This is a genomic window from Cupriavidus yeoncheonensis (assembly GCF_905397275.1).
In the GTDB taxonomy this organism is placed as follows: domain Bacteria; phylum Pseudomonadota; class Gammaproteobacteria; order Burkholderiales; family Burkholderiaceae; genus Cupriavidus; species Cupriavidus yeoncheonensis.
In genome coordinates this window covers 164,810-182,366 of sequence record NZ_CAJPUY010000008.1, presented here as the reverse complement: position 1 = coordinate 182,366, position 17,557 = coordinate 164,810, and the positions used below count along the sequence as shown (strand labels likewise).

Annotated in this window: 17 protein-coding genes and 3 tRNA genes; 13 read left to right on the top strand and 7 right to left on the bottom strand. The window is 66.4% G+C overall.

Annotated elements, in window-relative coordinates; all coding sequences use genetic code 11:
- Positions 1-12: 12 nt before the first annotated feature.
- Positions 13-720 (bottom strand): cyclase family protein, encoded by a 708-nt coding sequence (locus KHO22_RS13045; RefSeq protein WP_211947552.1) that lies wholly within the window; start codon positions 718-720, stop codon positions 13-15.
- 183 nt (positions 721-903) lie between these two features.
- Between KHO22_RS13045 and KHO22_RS13040 the strand changes: the two genes are divergently transcribed.
- Positions 904-1,290, top strand: a complete 387-nt coding sequence (locus KHO22_RS13040; protein ID WP_211947551.1) for a c-type cytochrome — start codon at positions 904-906, stop codon at positions 1,288-1,290.
- Between the two features lie 14 nt (positions 1,291-1,304).
- Here KHO22_RS13040 and KHO22_RS13035 read toward each other — a convergent pair whose 3' ends face one another.
- Positions 1,305-3,743 (bottom strand): DUF3772 domain-containing protein, encoded by a 2,439-nt coding sequence (locus tag KHO22_RS13035; RefSeq protein WP_211947550.1) that lies wholly within the window; start codon positions 3,741-3,743, stop codon positions 1,305-1,307.
- 472 nt (positions 3,744-4,215) lie between these two features.
- On the opposite strand from KHO22_RS13035, the gene KHO22_RS13030 reads away from it, so the two are divergent.
- Positions 4,216-4,581: a mechanosensitive ion channel protein MscS gene (locus KHO22_RS13030; RefSeq protein ID WP_211947549.1), complete on the top strand. Its 366-nt coding sequence runs from the start codon at positions 4,216-4,218 to the stop codon at positions 4,579-4,581.
- 2 nt (positions 4,582-4,583) lie between these two features.
- Here KHO22_RS13030 and KHO22_RS13025 read toward each other — a convergent pair whose 3' ends face one another.
- The 3 genes from KHO22_RS13025 to KHO22_RS13015 all read right to left on the bottom strand — a co-directional run bounded on the left by KHO22_RS13025 (position 4,584) and on the right by KHO22_RS13015 (position 7,419).
- Positions 4,584-5,561 (bottom strand): ABC transporter substrate-binding protein, encoded by a 978-nt coding sequence (locus KHO22_RS13025; protein WP_211947548.1) that lies wholly within the window; start codon positions 5,559-5,561, stop codon positions 4,584-4,586.
- 122 nt (positions 5,562-5,683) lie between these two features.
- The gene (locus KHO22_RS13020) at positions 5,684-6,163 is read right to left on the bottom strand and encodes a hypothetical protein (protein WP_211947547.1); all 480 of its coding nucleotides are present in this window, start codon (positions 6,161-6,163) and stop codon (positions 5,684-5,686) included.
- Between the two features lie 512 nt (positions 6,164-6,675).
- Positions 6,676-7,419 (bottom strand): SDR family oxidoreductase, encoded by a 744-nt coding sequence (locus KHO22_RS13015; RefSeq protein WP_211947546.1) that lies wholly within the window; start codon positions 7,417-7,419, stop codon positions 6,676-6,678.
- Between the two features lie 117 nt (positions 7,420-7,536).
- On the opposite strand from KHO22_RS13015, the gene KHO22_RS13010 reads away from it, so the two are divergent.
- The 5 genes from KHO22_RS13010 (at position 7,537) to KHO22_RS12990 (ending at position 11,107) form a co-directional block, all read left to right on the top strand.
- Positions 7,537-8,460, top strand: coding sequence for a LysR family transcriptional regulator (locus KHO22_RS13010; protein ID WP_211947657.1), 924 nt, complete (start codon positions 7,537-7,539; stop codon positions 8,458-8,460).
- 141 nt (positions 8,461-8,601) lie between these two features.
- Positions 8,602-9,342 (top strand): oxygen-binding di-iron domain-containing protein, encoded by a 741-nt coding sequence (locus KHO22_RS13005; protein ID WP_211947545.1) that lies wholly within the window; start codon positions 8,602-8,604, stop codon positions 9,340-9,342.
- Between the two features lie 58 nt (positions 9,343-9,400).
- Positions 9,401-9,892 carry a flavodoxin family protein gene (locus tag KHO22_RS13000; protein WP_211947544.1) on the top strand — a complete coding sequence of 164 codons (492 nt, stop codon included), beginning with the start codon at positions 9,401-9,403 and terminating at the stop codon, positions 9,890-9,892.
- 101 nt (positions 9,893-9,993) lie between these two features.
- Positions 9,994-10,647 (top strand): glutathione S-transferase family protein, encoded by a 654-nt coding sequence (locus KHO22_RS12995; protein WP_211947543.1) that lies wholly within the window; start codon positions 9,994-9,996, stop codon positions 10,645-10,647.
- Positions 10,648-10,753: 106 nt separating this feature from the next.
- Complete coding sequence (locus KHO22_RS12990; RefSeq protein WP_211947542.1) at positions 10,754-11,107, top strand: CREC-EF hand family protein; 354 nt, start codon at positions 10,754-10,756, stop codon at positions 11,105-11,107.
- A gap of 14 nt (positions 11,108-11,121) precedes the next feature.
- Here KHO22_RS12990 and pip read toward each other — a convergent pair whose 3' ends face one another.
- Positions 11,122-12,084, bottom strand: a complete 963-nt coding sequence (gene pip / locus KHO22_RS12985) for a prolyl aminopeptidase (RefSeq protein ID WP_211947541.1) — start codon at positions 12,082-12,084, stop codon at positions 11,122-11,124.
- 53 nt (positions 12,085-12,137) lie between these two features.
- Complete coding sequence (locus tag KHO22_RS12980; protein ID WP_230426862.1) at positions 12,138-12,488, bottom strand: LysR substrate-binding domain-containing protein; 351 nt, start codon at positions 12,486-12,488, stop codon at positions 12,138-12,140.
- A gap of 328 nt (positions 12,489-12,816) precedes the next feature.
- Here KHO22_RS12980 and KHO22_RS12975 point away from each other — a divergent pair, with 328 nt between their 5' ends.
- From KHO22_RS12975 to KHO22_RS12950, 6 genes are all read left to right on the top strand, one after another.
- The gene (locus KHO22_RS12975) at positions 12,817-14,520 is read left to right on the top strand and encodes a methyl-accepting chemotaxis protein (RefSeq protein ID WP_211947539.1); all 1,704 of its coding nucleotides are present in this window, start codon (positions 12,817-12,819) and stop codon (positions 14,518-14,520) included.
- Between the two features lie 166 nt (positions 14,521-14,686).
- Positions 14,687-14,762, top strand: a tRNA-Asn gene (locus tag KHO22_RS12970).
- A 5-nt stretch (positions 14,763-14,767) separates the two neighbouring features.
- A tRNA-Gly gene (locus KHO22_RS12965) sits at positions 14,768-14,843 on the top strand.
- 19 nt (positions 14,844-14,862) lie between these two features.
- Positions 14,863-14,937 (top strand) — tRNA-Thr (locus KHO22_RS12960).
- 301 nt (positions 14,938-15,238) lie between these two features.
- Complete coding sequence (locus KHO22_RS12955; protein ID WP_211947538.1) at positions 15,239-15,943, top strand: glutathione S-transferase N-terminal domain-containing protein; 705 nt, start codon at positions 15,239-15,241, stop codon at positions 15,941-15,943.
- A 158-nt stretch (positions 15,944-16,101) separates the two neighbouring features.
- Positions 16,102-17,421, top strand: a complete 1,320-nt coding sequence (locus tag KHO22_RS12950) for a PQQ-dependent sugar dehydrogenase (RefSeq protein ID WP_230426861.1) — start codon at positions 16,102-16,104, stop codon at positions 17,419-17,421.
- The last annotated feature ends 136 nt before the right edge of the window (positions 17,422-17,557 follow it).

Sequence of the window (17,557 nt, the reverse complement as noted above, 5' to 3'; positions counted from 1 at the left end):
CGCTCCCTTTCTTCACTGTATTGCCATACTAGGCAGTGACCGTCCCCCAGTTTCTGCAAAAGCCCTTACCGGAAATGCTGCAGCGTCCCGGGCTTTCAGCGGAATGGAGAAGAAGCGAAAAGGCATGTCGTGCAGGCGGGACAGGCCGGTCAGGTTCTCGACGATCAGGATTCGCCGCCCGAGGAACCCGGTATGCGCCGGTCGTTCGGGATCCTGGGTAGAGTCGACGTTCGCGCAGTCGACCCCGAACAATGCAATGCCCGCGTCGCAGAGCCGGGTCACGACGGCGCGTGAAACAAACGGGTGGGAACGGTAGACTTCCGTCCCCCAGTGGCGATCCCAGTCGAAGTTCACCAGTACGGCACGGCCTGCAAGATGGTCGGGAAAGCGCAGGTCATGCCAGTCCAGCTCTTGTCCGGCTTTTGCGTGGCGCGCGTCGATGACGACCCCGTCAAGCACGAGGCGGTCGAGTTCCAGGGACGCGATGTCTTCGGCGCCCTCGAACCGGTGACGGGGAGCATCCATCTTCGTACCCACGGAGCTCTGGAAAGCTATGTCCGAGATTTCGAACGAGGCTTTTCCCGCGTAGTGCCGGCCCGACTCCGCATGCGTCATGAACGGCCGGATGTGCGCAGTGAGTTCCACGCATTCGCCAGTTTCGCTCTGGAAGCGCACGCCGGGCATCCCGTCGTGGAATACATGCGAGAGGTCGACGATCATCCCTTCTCCCTCCATTCTTCTTGTTGGGGCTTCCGGTCTTGCTGACTGCCGCGATTGGCCGGCAGGAACCTCTCCTAGTATGTGACTGGCGCCCGCAAGTTGCCAGTCAACCCCGTTCACGCTGCCGGCCGCGTCACGCTATCATGCGGGCCTGCCCATTGGGGCGATCTCCTGGCATGACCCATGCATCACGCTGTACCGCGCCTTGTTCGGGCGCTGACCTGCCTTGTCCTTGCGCATTCCGCCTTCGCCGCCTTCGCCGCCGATGCCCAGGCTGGCAAGGAAGTGTTCTCCACCCGCTGCGCGTCCTGCCACAGCGTGGGACCCTCCGCACGCGGTGGTTTCGGCCCGCAACTCAATGCCATTGTCGGCAGGCGCGCGGGCAGTACCGCGGACTATCGCTATTCTCCGGCCATGACCGCATCCGGCGTGGTGTGGACGGCCGATACCCTGCGCGCCTTCGTCAGATCGCCCGGCAAGGTCGTACCGGGTACGCGCATGCGCTTCTGGGGCATGGGCAATGACCAGCAGATCGACGATCTGCTGGCATACCTCCAGACCTACCGTTAGCCACCCGCCTGGCGCTACGGCGCCGGCAGCAGCGCCTCCGCCGTCATCCCCGGCAGGTTCTCCACGCGCAGCGTTTGCGGCATGGTCAGGGGAATGCCCGCGGCACGCAGGCGCTTGAGGATCTCGAACAGCAGGTCGCTCTTGGTGGAGCCCGCAATGCGCGGATTCGACACGTAGCCGGTCACGCTCAGCGTGATGCCGTTGGGAGCGAGCTGGCTGAACGTGACCGATGGCACGGGATGGTCGAGGATCGTTTCATTGTCCAGGTAGATATCGAGCAGCAGATCGCGCACCTGTTCGGGATCGGTATTCAGCGGGAAGGTGAGCTGCAGCGTGGCCACGCCCTGCGTGCTGTTGCTCATGGTCACGTTGCGAACGTTCTGCGAGATCAGCTGCGAATTGGGCACGATCACGGTGGAGCGGTCGCCAAGCTGGATCTCGGTGGCGCGCACGTTGATGCGGCGGATGTCGCCTTCCACGCCGGCGATGCTGACCATGTCGCCGACCTTTACCGGGCGTTCGGTCAGCAGGATCAGGCCGGACACGAAGTTCTTGACGATCTCCTGCAGGCCAAAGCCGATCCCCACCGACAGCGCGCTGACGATCCACGCCAGGTTTTCCCACTTCACGCCGAGCAGCGACAGCGTCAGCAGCACGATGAGCACATAGCCGACGTTGCTGAACAGCGTGACCAGCGACGCGCGCAGGCCCGGCTCCATGCACATGCGCGGCAGCAGCTCGGCATCGAGCCAGCGCCGCACCGAGCGCAGCAGCCAGATGCCCACTGACAGCGCGACCACAGCATTGACGATGCGCTCGGGCATGATGTTGTAGCTGCGCAGCTTGTCGCCGCCAAGCACGGTCAGCAGGCTGTCGAGCAGTTCGGCCGGCGTGGTGCCGAAGCCGCCGGTCAGCAGCGCGATAGCGGCAATGATCGTGAGCACGCTCGTGCCGAGGCCCGACAGCAGCGTCGAGGCCTGTTCCAGCCGGCTCTCGTCCACGCCGAAGAGCTGCCGGATCACGCGGCCACTGGCGTGCTGCGGCGAGAGCAGGCTTTCGAAGGTGTCGCGCGTGAGCTGCGTCAGCAGGTACAGCGTGCATAGCACGATGTCGAACCACACCAGCTCGTAGGTCACGAAGCGGGCAAAGCTGACATAGCCCGCGAGCAGCGCGACGAGCGCAATGATGACCGCGAGCGTGACGCCGGCGTGGATCATGCCCGCCAGCGTGGCGCGCGCCTCGGCGCGCTCGCCGGCCGCGGCCAGGCCGCTGCGCACGCGGTTGGCGCGCAGCAGCGCGGCGCCGATCGTGAAGACCACCACCAGCGACACCAGGCCGCGGCCCAGCAGCGTGAACGGCACGCTGGTGTCGGCGACGTGGTTGAGCAATTCGAGCGTGCCCGCCAGCAGCAACAGCCCGGCCAGCGCGCGCGGGAACGGCTTGAGCGCGAGCGCGACCGGGTCTGCCAGCGCCGGCAGCCGCCACGACGGATGACGCGTGCACAGCAGCGCGCGGCCGAGCCCGGCGATCAGCGCGCTGGTCAGCATCAGCCTGGCCATCTGGCTCAGCAGGTCCTGCAGGTCGGCCGGTGGCTCGAAATTGCGCGTGAAGGCGATATAGACCAGCTGCACCGCCAGCGCCGTCGTGGCCACGGTGGTGAGCGCCGTGGCCAGCGCCAGCGCGCTGCGCCGCAACCGGTTTTCGGGCAGGCAGTTCAGGCAGAACCATACGGCGGCGCGTTCGGTCAGGCGCCGGCCCAGCGTCCAGATGGCGAGCGCCAGCACCAGCAGCAAGGCCGTGGCCGCGCGGTGCTCCGGCTCCCAGGCGGTCTGCAGCATCGGCACGACGTCATCGGCGAAGGCCGCCATGCGCGCGCTGTCGTCCTCGGACGGCTTGAACAGCGGCGCCCAGAACTGCGGATTCAGGATGCTTTCCGAGCGCAGCGCGAGCTGGTCCTTCATCCGGCCGCGCTGCAGCTTGCCGAGCTGGGCATTCAGGTTCTCGATATTCTCCTTGCCCTCGGTCGCCTGCTTGAGCGCGTTGTCGAGCTGGACCTTGCGCGCGTTCAGCTCGGCGCGCTGTCGTGCCACCGCAGCCGTTTCAGGCGTAGTGCCGGGCGCGGGCGGCGGCCCCAGCACGTCGAGCTGGGCCTGGAGCTGCGCGCGCTGCGGTGTCAGCGCGGACTTCAGCTTGTTGACGTCGGTTGCGAGCTGGTGCAGCGCCTCGTCCATGTCGCCGAGCCGCGTGTTGCCGTTGACGCTCGAGGCGGACTGCTTGATGCGGTCCTGCTCGGTCTGCAGGCGCTTGAGTTCGGCCATGGCCTCGGCGTGCGTCAGGGCCGGCGGCTGGTCCGCTTCGGGGGCGGATGCCGGCTCGGCGGCCATTGCCGCGGGCATCAGGTTGAACAGTGCTGTCAGCACAAGGCTCAGGGCGAGCCAGGATAGTCTGCGCATTGGCGGATTCACGTTGAGACGTGGCCGCCCGGAAATCCTTGCGAAGGCTCCGGCAAGTCCTGCACGCCGAATGGCGGGGAACGGAGGCCTGAGGATGCGAAGGGTCCGGGGGCGCGGAAGACGAACACAGGAAGCAACGCCACATGAAGGGCAAACCGCTTCCACGAAATTGACCGGCGCAGCATGGCGACGCCGCATGGCTTGCCGTCGGGCCTGTCTGGCGCGCGGCAAGCCGGCCGGAGCAGGGCGGCCAGTTGCTTGGAGATCTGGACGCCGAGCCGAGATTATACGAAAGCGTTCAGATCACACGGGCCCATCTGCGCGGCGCGGCGGCGAGAATCATGTAATTGTCCGTTACGAGGGGAAGCGCGCGTTACAACGCTAACAAGTGCGGCCCTCCGCGGAAACACCTGAGCGCGGGTTTCTTGTGCATGATGACATCACGACATCAGTACCCGAACAGGAGTCAGACATGCGCCCCTCTATCCGTATCGCTTCCGCTGCCGCCGTGTCGCTGGCCTTGCTGGCCGCCGGGCCGGCGTCGGCGCATGAACGCTATCACCATGGTGGCGGCTCGCAGGCCGGCGTGGCGCTGGCCGTTGGCGCGCTGGTCGGCCTGGCATTCGGTGCGGCCGTTGCCTCCGCGCCAGTCGCTTATGCACCCGCGCCAGTCGCTTATGCACCCGCACCGGTCGCCTATGCGCCCCCGGCCCGCGTGAGCTATGCCGCGCCGGCCGTCCCGCCGGGCTATTGCTATCGCGACGACGTCGGCGGCTACGTGCCGTGCGCCCCGCAAGCCCGCGGCTACTATGAGGCGCCGGTCAGCTACGGCTACTGATCTCAGGCGATCGCGAAGCCCGTATCGAAGGTCGTGCGCGCGTCGAGCCGCTGCCTGAGCAGCCCGGCCTTCAGGTAGAAATCGGCGGTGCGCTGCTGCTCGGCAATCAGCGCATCGTCGATCTTCTGCCACTGCGTGCGCCGGCGTTCGAACTGCAGGCGCGCCGCCTCCGGCGAAATGCCGATGATGCGCGCCAGCGTCGCCGAGAATTCCGGCACATGCTGGTACGACCAGGCCTGCGCGCGCACCACGCGCTGCAGGAAATCGGCGAGCACGGCGCGCCTGGCCGCCAGCGCGGCGTCGGTGGCGGCCAGGTAGCTCAGTCCCGACCACAGCCCGCGCCCGCTGACCAGTACGCGCGCATGCCCGCTGGTTTCCGCCATGGCGGTATAGGGTTCCCAGGTGGCCCAGGCGTCGACGGAGCCGCTCGTCAAAGCGAGCTTGGCATCGGCGGGCGGCAGGAAGCGGATGTTGGCGTCTTCCGGCCGCAGCCCGGCGGATTCCAGCGCCTTGAGCGCGACGAAATGACCGATCGAGCCGCGGTTGGTGCCAATGCTCTTTCCTTTCAGGTCCGCTGCGGTCTTCAGCGCGGAGTGCGGCCGGACCAGGATGGCCGTGCCATACGGATCGGACCGGTTGGCCCCGATCAGGCGGATGCGCGTGCCCGCGGCCAGCGCGAAGATTGCCGGCGCGTCGCCGATCGGGCCGCAGTCGACCGCGCCCGCATTGAGCGCTTCGGCAAGCGGCGCGGCGGCAGGGAACTCGGTCCACTGGATGTCGTAGGACAGTCCGCGCAGTGCATCGGCGGATTCGAGCAGCGCGCGCAGGCCGCCTTTCTGGTCGCCGGCCTTCAGCAGCGGACGGCCCTGGGCGCGGGCTGTGCCGGCGCCCGGGAATGCGGCAATACGCAGGGTGTCGGCGGCGATGGCGGCGGTGGCCGCCGTGCCGTAGCGGAGGAATTGTCGTCGGGATGCAGTCATCGGTCTTGCGTGCTGTGTGGGGACTATCGGGACTATCGGGATGATCGGGCCGGAGCCAGCCCGTTCAGCACGCAACCGTAACCCGATCGCGCCTCTGCGCTAACGAATATCTGCGCGCTTCCTTATGCGGATGACGTGCCGGCCGGCTGGCCGGCAGGACTGGCTTCGCCGGATTCGCCTGGCTCCAGCCGCGTCATCGAACGCAGCTCGCTCTGGCGAAACACGCCGTCCACGGTGATCCACGGAAAGCGCACACCGGTCACCACGTTCTCGAAGGCGATGTAGGGGGTTTCTCCATCGAACACGCAAGTGAAGACGCGGGCCGGCTCCTGACCGTTGCGTACGCGGTAGCGCGCGCCGTGCTCCAGCCGGAACAGCATGTCGCCCTGGCGCAGCAGGCGCGACGCGGGCTGGCAAACGCCATGCCCCGCTTCGGCCGCGGCGCGCTGATGCTGTTCGTCGAGAATCCGCTGCAGCCAGTCGTCGAAGCCGAGCGTGGTCTTGTGCTGGCCGACCAGCGTCATCCATTCGTCAATGCGCCGGCGCTGGCCGTCCTGGCCTTCGGCCTGTGCGCCGACGCTAAAGTCCTTACGCCTGCTCATACCGTCTGTCTGGCTTTCCTTTGCCGGCCCGTTTGGCGCGAAGCGCGCACTATGCCGCGCGTGCTGCATGCGAGAAAGAGTAGAACTACTCAACTGGTGGCTGCGGAGGTGAATTCATCACGGCTTCCCCGCACCGTTGGCGGCGAGGAGAAAAATGGCCGGTGGCCGCATGGCGGCCGCCGGTCCCGAACGTACGGGGAAGATTGGGGAATCGTGTGCCGCAGCAGCACACTGCATGCAATGTCGGTGCCCGTGAGGCGATCCGTATCCCTGCAAAGGTGGGGGCATGCCGGCGAACGTGCGCACACGGCGCCCTTGCGGGCCACGCAATGGGCCCGCAACCGCAACCGCAACCGCAACCGCAACCGCAACCGCAACCGCAACCGCAACCGCAACCGCAACCGCAACCGCAACCGCAACCGCAACCGCAACCGCAACCGCGACCGCGACCGCAACCGCAACCGCAACCGCAACCGCAACCGCAACCGCGGCCGCGGCCGCGATGCGCGCCCTCAGGCGCTGAAGCCGCCGTCGATGTTCAGGCTGGCGCCGGTGACGAAGCCTGCTTCCGGACTGGCAACGTATGCCACCATGCCGGCGATCTCGTCGGGATCCGCGTGGCGCTGCAATGCCATCAGGCCATGCAGCGCACTGGCGAAGTCGGTGTGCTCGGGGTTCATGTCGGTATTGGTCGGACCCGGCTGCACGTTGTTCACGGTGATGCCGCGGGGGCCAAGATCGCGCGCCATGCCCTGCACCAGGCCCTTCAGCGCGGCCTTGCTCATGGCATACGCGCTGCCGCCGGCGAACGGAATCCGGTCCGCATTGCAGCTGCCGATGTTGATGATGCGGCCGCCTTCGCCCATGTGGGGCAATGCTGCCTTGGCCGCCACGAACACCGCGCGCACGTTCACGGCCAGGGTCTTGTCGAAGTCCTCCAGAGAGAAACCTTCGACCGGCCCCAGCAGCAGCACGCCGGCGTTGTTGACCAGGATATCGATCTTGCCGAAATGGCTTGCCGCCTCGTCGACAGCGCGCGCCAGCGAGGCCGCGTCCGCCGCGTCGGCATGGAAGGCCTTGGCGCGTCCGCCGGCAGCCTGGATCGATTCCGCCAGCGCCTGCGCGCCTGCGCCCGAACTCTGGTAGGTGAAGGCCACGGCCGCGCCTTCGCGCGCCAGGCGGCGCACCACTGCGGCGCCAATGCCGCGTGCGCCGCCGGTAACGAATGCAACCTTGCCGGAAAGAGGTGTGCTCATGATGTTCGTGCTCCTGAAAGGATGAGGGGGGTGCAGGGAAGTATGGTTGGTGCATTCCCCTACTGGTAGGCATGAGTGCGGATCATGTTCTTCAACCATTGGTATAAGCTGGTGGGCATGGAAGCCCTCAACCTGCTTGAATCGTTTATCCAGAGTGCGGAGACCGGCAGTTTTTCGGCTGCGGCGCGCCGGCTCGGGCTCACGCCGGCTGCCGTCAGCAAGAACGTGGCGCGACTGGAGCGGCACCTGGGACTACGCCTGTTCCACCGCAGCACGCGGCGCCTGACGCTGACCACGGGCGGCGAGCAGTTCTTCACGCAGGTGTCCGATCCCTACTCGGCGCTGCGCGATGCGTTTGCCGGTGCGGCCCAGGACGCCGGCAAGCCTGCGGGTGTGCTCAAGGTCAGCATGGCGCTGGCGTTCGGGCGCGAATACCTGGTGCCGCTGCTGGGCGAATTCCTGGCGCTGTATCCCGGCATCGTGCCTGACTGGCACTTCGAGAACCGGCCCACCGACCTGATCCGCGACGGCTTCGACGCCGCCATTGGCGGCGGCATCGAGCTGACCGAGGGCGTGGTCGCGCGTGAACTGGCGCACACCCACGTGGTGGCGGTGGCATCGCCGGCGTACATGAAGGGGCGGCCGCTGCCCCGGCACCCGTCCGACCTGGCCGCGTTCGATGGCATCGTGCGGCGCTCGGGCGCCACCGGGCGCCTGCGCGCGTGGACCTTGCGCAACCAGGTCGGCGAGCAGGCAGCGGCCGGCCACCGCGCGCGCCTGATCTTCGATGATCCGGAGGCCATGGCCCACGCGGCCATGCACGGGCTGGGCATTGCGTTGCTGCCCATGCCGCACGCCGCGCCGCGCCTGGAGAGCGGCGCGCTGATGCGGCTGCTGCCCGGCTGGTATGCGGACAATGGCCCGATCTCGCTCTACTACCCGAGCCGCACGTTGCTGCCGCCCCGCACGCGCGTGTTCGTCGAGTTCGTGGTCGACGCGTTTCGCACCAAGGGCCTGGCGAGGCGCTTCGACGGGCGGTGACGACAGCGCCGGTGACGACGGCCACGTTCACCGCGGGTTGCATCCAGCCACAATGCCTCTTAGCCTGTAACGGTGCGCGCATGCCGCGCGACAGCCACCGCGTGATGGCCGGGTTGGCCCGGCAGAAGAAGGGGAGTGAACATGGAACACACCGGACCCGCCACCACCGTCGACGAGATTGCCGATGGCATTTACCGCATCTCCACGCCCGTCCCCCCGCAGGACATGCCGGGCGGCTTCTCCTTCAACCAGTACCTGGTGGTGGATGACAGGCCGTTGCTCTACCACACGGGCCCGCGCAAGCTGTTCGGGCAGATCCGCGCAGCCATCGAGCGCGTGATGCCGGTGTCGCGGCTCGCCTATATCGGCTTCTCCCATGTCGAGTCCGACGAATGCGGCACGCTCAACGATTTCCTGGAACTGGCGCCGGATGCCGTGCCGCTGTGCGGGCAGATCGCCGCCATGGTGTCGATCAACGACATCGCCACGCGGCCGGCCCGGGCGATGGCGGATGGCGAGGTCATCAGCCTGGGCACGCACCGTATCCGCTGGCTGGCCACGCCGCACGTGCCGCATGGCTGGGAATGCTCGATGGCATTCGAGGAAACCACGCGCACGCTGCTGTGCGGTGACCTGTTCACGCAGCCCGGCGATGCCAACCCGCCGCTCACGGAAGGCGACATCCTCGAAGCGAGCGAGGCCTTCCGCCTGCAGATGGACTATTACGCGCACAGCCCGGACACCGGCATGCACCTGCAGCGCCTGGCCGACCTGCATCCCGCCACGCTGGCGTGCATGCATGGCAGCGCGTGGCGCGGCGATGGCGCGGCGCTGCTGGAGCGTCTGTCCCAGCGGCTGGCGCAGCGGCCGGTGCAGCGGTAGGCGGCGCGCACGTGCGTGCTACAGTCGCCCCGAACCTCGCGAGCATGAGCATGCACGAATGAAGACCCTGCTGATCGTCTACCACACCATGACCGGCGGCACCGCGCAGATGGCCCGGGCCGCCGCCGACGCCGCGAGCCAGCAGGCGGGCGTCACGGTCAGCCTGCGGCGTGCGACCGAGGCCGGGCCGGACGATGTGCTGGCCGCCGACGGCTACCTGTTCGCGACGCCCGAAAACCTGGCCGCGATGTCCGGCCTGATGAAGGATTTCTTCGACCGCTGCTACTACGCCGCGCTCGACCGCGTGAACGGCCGTCCTTACGCGGTCATGATCTGTGCGGGCAGCGATGGGCAGAACGCCCTGCGCCAGATCGACCGCATCGCGACCGGCTGGCGCCTGAAAAGCGTGGCGCCGGGTCTGATCGTCTGCACGCATGCGCAGACGCCTGAGCGAATCCTTGCGCCCAAGCAGATCGGCGCCGACGATCTGGAGCGCTGCGCCGAGATTGGCGCCGGCCTCGCGGCCGGCCTTGCGCTGGGCGTGTTCTGACCGCCGGCGCGATATGCGCATATGCGATATGCGGCGGCCCTTCGGGCGCCGGGATGGAGTAAGCTGGCGCGTCTGCCAGATACATCACCCCGGAGGCAACCATGCAGCTGTATGCGCACCCGTTTTCCTCGTACTGCCAGAAGGTCCTGATCGCGTTGTACGAGAACGGCATCCCGTTCGAATGGCGCATGCTGTCGCCGGACCACGCCGACATACTTGCCGAACACGCCGCGCTCTGGCCGCTGAAACGCATGCCGTTGCTGGTCGATGCCGGGCGCAGCGTGATGGAGTCGAGCATCATCATCGAGTACCTCGACACGCATCATCGCGGCCCCGTGCGCTGGATTCCGCAGGACCCGGACGCGGCGCTCGAAGTCCGCATGATGGACCGCTTCTTCGACAACTACATCATGACGCCGATGCAGCGCATCGTGTTCGACTACATCCGCGCGCCGGAGCATCGCGATGCGTCGGGCGTCGCCGATGCCAGGAAGCTGCTCGACACCGCCTACCAGTGGCTGGACGGGGTGCTCGCAAAGCGCGAGTGGGCCGCGGCCGGCGCGTTCAGCCTGGCGGATTGCGCCGCGGCGCCGTCTCTGTTCTACGCCGACTGGGTTCACCCGATCAACCCCGGGCTGAGCCATGTGCGGGCCTACCGCAGCCGGCTGCTGTCGCGGCCGGCATTCGCCCGCGCGGTGGACGAGGCGCGGCCTTACCGGGAGCTGTTCCCCCCGGGCGCGCCAGACCGGGACTGACGGCGTGCCCTGTTCGGCGTAGCCGATTTCTGGTTCACTATCGCTGGCCCGTGCGCGATCACGCCGCGCAGGCTGCTTCGAAACCACCACGGAGAAGGAGACGCAGATGACGACACGCGTATGGGTTGCCGGTGCGATGCTGGCCGGGATGTTGGTCGCCGCTCAGGCGGGAGCACAGCAACCGCCGCAGCAACCGCCCCAGCAGCCGCAGCAGCCGCAGCAGCAGCCGATGAACGCCAAGGAAGCCAAGGCCAGGTTCACCGAGAAGTTCAACGCGGCCGACGCTGACCACGACGGCAAGCTCAGCCGCCAGGAGGCCGAGGCCGGCATGCCGGAGGTGGCGAAGAGCTTCGACAAGATCGACACCAAGAAGACCGGCTTCGTCACGCAGAAGCAGATCGGCGCCTACTATGGCGCGAAGGCCCGGCAGCGCCGCGGCATGGAGAGCCCGGGGGGCTGACCACGCCGCGCGCGTCAGGTGCGTTGCGGCTGCGCAAAGCGGTCCGTGGCGCGGATAAGCTGGTCCAGGATGCCGGGTTCTGTCCACGCGTGCCCGGCGCCTTCGATCAGGTGGAAGTCGGCGTCCGGCCATGCCTGATGCAGTGCAAAGGCATAGCGCGCGGGGCAGGGCATGTCGTAGCGGCCGTGCACGATCACGCCGGGGATGCCCGCCAGGCGGTGAGCGTCGCGCAACAGCTGGCCATCGTCCAGCCAGGCGCGGTGCGTGAAGTAGTGGTTCTCGAGCCGCGCGAAGGCCAGCGCGAAATGCGCGTCATCATGCTTGGCGCTGTTGCCGGGATCGGGCAGCAGCGTGATGGTCTCGCCTTCCCAGACGCTCCACGCGCGTGCCGCTTCGAGTTGCCTTTCCTGGTCGTCGCCCGTCAACAGCTTGCGATAGGCCGCCATCATGTTGCCGCGTTCGGCCTCGGGGACAGGCGCCTGGAAACGTGCCCATTTCTCCGGGAACATCTCCGACACGCCAAACTGGTAGTACCAGTCCAGTTCCGCCTGCGACACGGTATAGACGCCGCGCAGCACCAGTTCGCTGGCGCGCTGCGGATGCTTCTGCGCATAGGCCAGCGCAAGCGTGGAACCCCAGGACCCGCCGAATACCAGCCAGCGCTCGACACCGGCAAGTTCGCGCAGGCGTTCGATATCGTCGACGAGATGCCACGTGGTATTCGCCTCCAGCCCGGCATGCGGCGTGGAGCGCCCGCAGCCGCGCTGGTCGAACAGCAGCACGTCGTAGCGGGCGGGATCGAACAGCCGCCGATGGTCGGCGCTGACGCCGCCGCCCGGACCGCCGTGCAGGAACACCGCCGGCTTGGCGCCGGGCGTGCCGACGCGCTCGTAGTGGATGACATGGCCGCTGCCGACATCGAGCGTGCCGGTGGCATACGGTTCGATGGCGGGATAGAGCGTGCGAAGGGCTGGCATGGAAGTGGACTCCGGGTGCGTAGTGCCAGAGTGTAGCGCCGGTCGGGACGTCGTCATGAGGCAGCGCGGGCGCGCGGCTTTCGTGTCCGTGGCGCGCTCGCGGCCGTCGCGCTGGCGGAAAGCGCCGCGAGCAAGGCGAGCACGGCAGGCGACTGTTCATCGCTGCGCCAGATGCCGTGCAGTTCGGACGGCTTGCCGGGCCGTGCAAGCGGCCGGCTGACAAGGTTGGGCAACTGCACGACCTGCACGGAGGCCGGTACCAGCGCGACGCCAAAGTTCTGTGCGACCAGCGTGGCGATGGTCAGCATGTGGCGGACCTTGTGCCGGATATTCGGTGTGAAGCCGGCACCGGCGCAGAGCGCCACGACCTGGTCGAACCATGGCGGGGATCGGGTCCGGCGCATCGCCGTCCGTCGGGTTGAACATGGAAAGCCAATAGTTCTTCTGGCTACTGGCCGATCCGCCTTTGGATATATGGCCGCCTGAACCGCCGCGTGGTAGTCGCCCCATTTCATGATTTCCAATCACATAAAGTCAGTGGGGTGATTACGGGGCGGGGTCAATCTATCGTCATGCGGGGATCAATCTTCCGCCGCGCCAGACCGACATCTCAGTCAACGTATTGCGAGTACGCGAGTCACCTTGCCCTGGGTGGTTCGTCTCCGCTACTCGGGCTGAAGTTGCATTGCAGAGTTCCGGAGTCGTGATCGAATCCCTGACTTAGGAACCCTCATGCAGAAACTCTTTCAGACGATCAGGTTCAAGATCATCTTGACGCTGGCAATCAGCAGTCTGCTCTTGCTTGTCATCGGCTTCTTTGGCCTGATCGGGATGTCCAGTCTTAATGACAGGCTGCAAGCAACCTACGATAACAACGTGGTTCCAGTTACCCAGCTGGCCAAAACCCGCGCATCGACGCTGAATGTGCGCCTCCTCCTGTGGCGGACACACGCGGAGAAGGTGCAGACGCATATCCCGAGGATTCGTGAGTTGCAGAGCCAGGCAGGCGAGGCCTGGAGATCCTACTACCCAAGTGGCGTCACCGATGAACAGGAACGCGAGATTGCGGACCAGATTGACGTGCTGATGAAGAAGTACCAGGTTTCGGTACAACAAGAACTGACGATTCTTGAGAGTGAGGACTACACGGCCGCAGCCGCATTTCAGGCGAAGGAAATCACTCCCGTCGGTGACAAGCTGACGGAACTGTTCTCTGCCGATTTCGCATCCAATATTGCCCAGGCCAGGGACGCCAATGCCGAAAGCTCTGCCCACAGCAAGGCCATCATGTGGGCGGGGGGCGCTCTGATCGGCATTGGAACGCTCCTGGGTGTTGGCGCGGCAATCTATCTGGTTCGCGCGGTGTCCAGGCCGCTGGACCAGGCGGTGCGTTTGGCAGGCGACATCGCGCAAGGCCGCCTGGACGGAGAGATCGTTGGCGACGCCAAGGGGGAATTCGGACTGCTGCTCAACGCCATGCAGCAGATGGCCCGGCAGCTTACCGGCACCGTGCGCGGCATCCGCGATGCAAGCGAATCGGTCATGGTGGCGTCCAGGCAGATTGCCAGTGGCAACATGGATCTGTCGTCGCGCACCGAAGAGCAGGCATCCTCGCTCGAACAGACGGCTGCCAGCATGACCGAGCTCACGCAGACCGTGAGGCTGAACGCCGAAAACGCGCGCCAGGCAAACGGCCTGGCGTTGGCGGCGCGCAATATGACCGAAGCCAGTGATGCGGAAGTGGACGGCATGATGCAGACCATCGGCAAGGTCAGCGCAAGCTCGGCAAAGATCTCCGAGATTACCGGACTGATCGAAGGGATCGCCTTTCAAACCAATATCCTGGCGCTGAACGCCGCCGTGGAGGCCGCGCGTGCCGGAGAGCAAGGGCGTGGCTTCGCGGTGGTGGCCGGCGAGGTGCGTTCGCTGGCGCAGCGCTCTTCCTCGGCGGCAAAGGAAATCAAGGACCTGATCGCGACGTCGTCAATGCTGGTGCAAGAGGGCGAACGGCAGGCCATCAAGGTCGGGGAGTCCATGGAGCAGGTGAAGCAGGCCATCGGCCAGGTATCGCAGATCGTGGGAGAAATATCCGCGGCGTCGGACGAGCAAAGCCAGGGCATCGAGCAGGTGCACCAGGCGATCAGCCAGATTGACGCCGTGACCCAGCAGAATGCGGCCTTGGTCGAGGAATCCGCAGCAGCGGCCCAGTCCCTGGAAGAGCAGGCCGGCAAGATGAAGGCCGAGGTGATGTTCTTCCGGCTTGGCGACGAGACGGTTGCGGCCTCGCGTTCGCGGGGTTCCCGCAATGACATGCAGGCACGACCCGGGACGAATCCTGTCAGGTCTGGCGAGGCGGATGCCGCAACGACACACAAGCCCTTGAAGCATGTGGCGCCGCGGCTGAGCGGCAACACGGAGGATTGGGAAACGTTCTGAGCCACGGACCGAAGGCAACGTCTTTCGGTCCGTGGGGCCTGTGCATTGTTGCCTTCGTCCCGCCCGGCCATGGCGCTGGAAGAGCAACAAAAATCTGCCTTCGACCCTTGACACCCCGCCGGTCAATCGTTGTACAATCCGGCCTCCTCTGATGAGGAAGCGTTGTTCCCCGATAGCTCAGTCGGTAGAGCGCCGGACTGTTAATCCGTAGGTCCCTGGTTCGAGCCCAGGTCGGGGAGCCAGCAACGCGGGAGTAGCTCAGTTGGTAGAGCGCAACCTTGCCAAGGTTGAGGTCGCGAGTTCGAGACTCGTCTCCCGCTCCAGTGCCCGGCACCGGACGTCGCCCATGTGGCTCAGTGGTAGAGCACTCCCTTGGTAAGGGAGAGGTCGGCAGTTCGATCCTGCCCATGGGCACCACTCCGCTTTTCTGTTTTCCTGACGCGCGCCTTCCTGCCTCGTGTCTCCTCGGCCTTCTGCCGAATTCCCGTTTTTCCTCTCCCGGTTTTTATCTGACGCTTCACGCTGATCGTTGCGGCTATCCGGCCAGCACGCCATGCCGCGCGTCACACGCTGTCAGTCCGGCTGTGTTGTGTACGTTGAGCTTGCGCACCAGTTTCTCGCGATGCTCACGGCGCCGCCTGCAACGGTGGCAGGGGCGGTTTATCATCGCGCTTTAGGCGCGGCCGCCATGCGGTGGCGCCCATCGCCAGGAGCCTACGTGTCCGATCTGTCCGCATTTCCTATTACCCGCAAATGGCCAGCGCAGCATCCTGACCGCATCCAGCTGTATTCGCTGCCCACGCCGAACGGCGTGAAAGTGTCGACCATGCTGGAGGAGACCGGGCTGCCCTACGAGCCGCATCTGGTGCGCTTCGACCACAACGACCAGTTGTCGCCGGAGTTTCTTTCGCTCAATCCCAACAACAAGATCCCGGCCATCATCGATCCCAATGGGCCGGGCGGCAAGCCGCTGCCGTTGTGGGAGTCGGGCGCCATCCTGCTGTATCTGGCCGACAAGTCCGGCAAGCTCGTGCCCGCCGATGCTGCCGGCCGGTACGAGACCATCCAGTGGGTGATGTTCCAGATGGGAGGCATCGGACCCATGTTCGGCCAGGTGGGCTTCTTCAACCGCTTTGCCGGCAAGGACTACGAGGACAAGCGCCCGCGCGACCGCTATGTGGCCGAAAGCCGCCGATTGCTCAACGTGCTGAACGAGCGGCTGGCCGACCGGCCATGGATCATGGGCCAGGACTACAGCATTGCCGATATCGCGACCTTCCCGTGGGTACGCAACCTGCTCGGGTTCTACGAGGCCGGCGAGCTGGTGGGCATTGCGGATTTTCCGCATGTGACGCGCGCGCTCGAAGCATTCGTGGCCAGGCCGGCCGTGATCAAGGGCCTCGATACGCCGCATCGCGGCTGAAGCAGCGGCCGATGCACGCGCTGCGAAGGCGCGCGTGTCGGGCAAACTCCTACAGCGCGCTTCGCCCGCACTGACAGAGATGGCCCGGGTGCGCACCTATAGTCAAGGCAGGACCTGCTTTGCCAGGAGGTGCCACCATGCCGCAGCCACGTCTCCCCATGTCGCATTCACGAGCGGGCACCATAGCCACGCTCACTCTTGCCATGGTCCTGGCCGGGTGCGGCGAATCGGCGAAGCTTCCTTCGGAAGCGGGCTTCGGTCCCACGCCGCAATTGCCTGAGCCGAACCAGACCGCGATTCCGACCATCCATATCGCACCGGCGAAAGGCTGGGCCGATGGCGCCAAGCCGACGGCCGCCGAGGGCCTGTCCGTCGTGGCCTTTGCCGGCAAGCTCGACCATCCGCGCTGGGTCTACGTGCTGCCCAACGGCGACGTGCTCGTCGCCGAAACCAACGCACCGCCCAAGCCTGACGACGGCAAGGGCATTCGTGGCTGGATCATGAAGAAGATGCAGGCGCGCGCGGGCGCGGGCACGCCCAGCGCCAACCGCATCACGCTGCTGCGCGACACCAATGGCGACGGCGTGGCCGACGTGCGCTCGGTATTCCTGAAAGACCTGCACTCGCCGTTCGGCATGGTGCTGGTGGGCAATGACTTCTACGTGGCCGATACCGATGCCGTGCTGCGCTTTCCGTACCAGCCGGGGCAGACCAGCATCACGGCGCCGGCGCAGAAGGTGGTGGAACTGCCCGGCGGTCCGATCAACCACCACTGGACCAAGAACATCATCGCCAGCCCCGATGGCAGCAAGCTGTATGTGACCGTGGGTTCGAACAGCAATGTGGGCGAGAACGGCATCGACCAGGAAGCAGGACGCGCGGCCATCTGGGAAGTCGACCGCGCGACCGGGCAGCACCGCGTGTTCGCGAGCGGCCTGCGCAATCCCAACGGCATGGCGTGGGAGCCCGTGACCGGCGCGCTGTGGACCTCGGTCAATGAGCGCGACGAAATCGGCAGCGACCTGGTGCCGGACTACATCACCTCGGTCAGGGACGGCGGCTTCTATGGCTGGCCCTACAGCTACTACGGCCAGCATGTGGATGAACGCGTCAAGCCGGCGGCGCCGGACATGGTTGCCAAGGCCATCGTGCCGGACTATGCGGTAGGCGCGCACACGGCGTCGCTGGGCATGACCGCGGCGGCCGGCAACAGCTTGCCTGCCCGGTTCCAGCACGGCATGTTCGTCAGCCAGCACGGTTCGTGGAACCGCAAGCCGCTCGCCGGCTACAAGGTGATCTTCGTACCGTTCGACAACGGCCGTCCCAACGGCGCGCCCTTCGACGTGCTGAGCGGCTTCATCGACCGGAATGGCGATGCGCAGGGCCGCCCGGTCGGTGTGGCCATCGACAAGCGCGGCGGACTGCTGGTCGCGGACGACGTCGGCAATACCGTGTGGCGCGTGAGCGGAGCGCGCTGACGCTCCGTTTGGACGTGCCAGCACCGGCCCTCTGGCGTCCCGCGCGGGATGGCTCGCACGCCCTGCTGACCGGCTGGCCCGTGGTGACTATACTTCGCTTGTCTGGCGACGACGCGCCCGGAGGGCACGCGTCGCC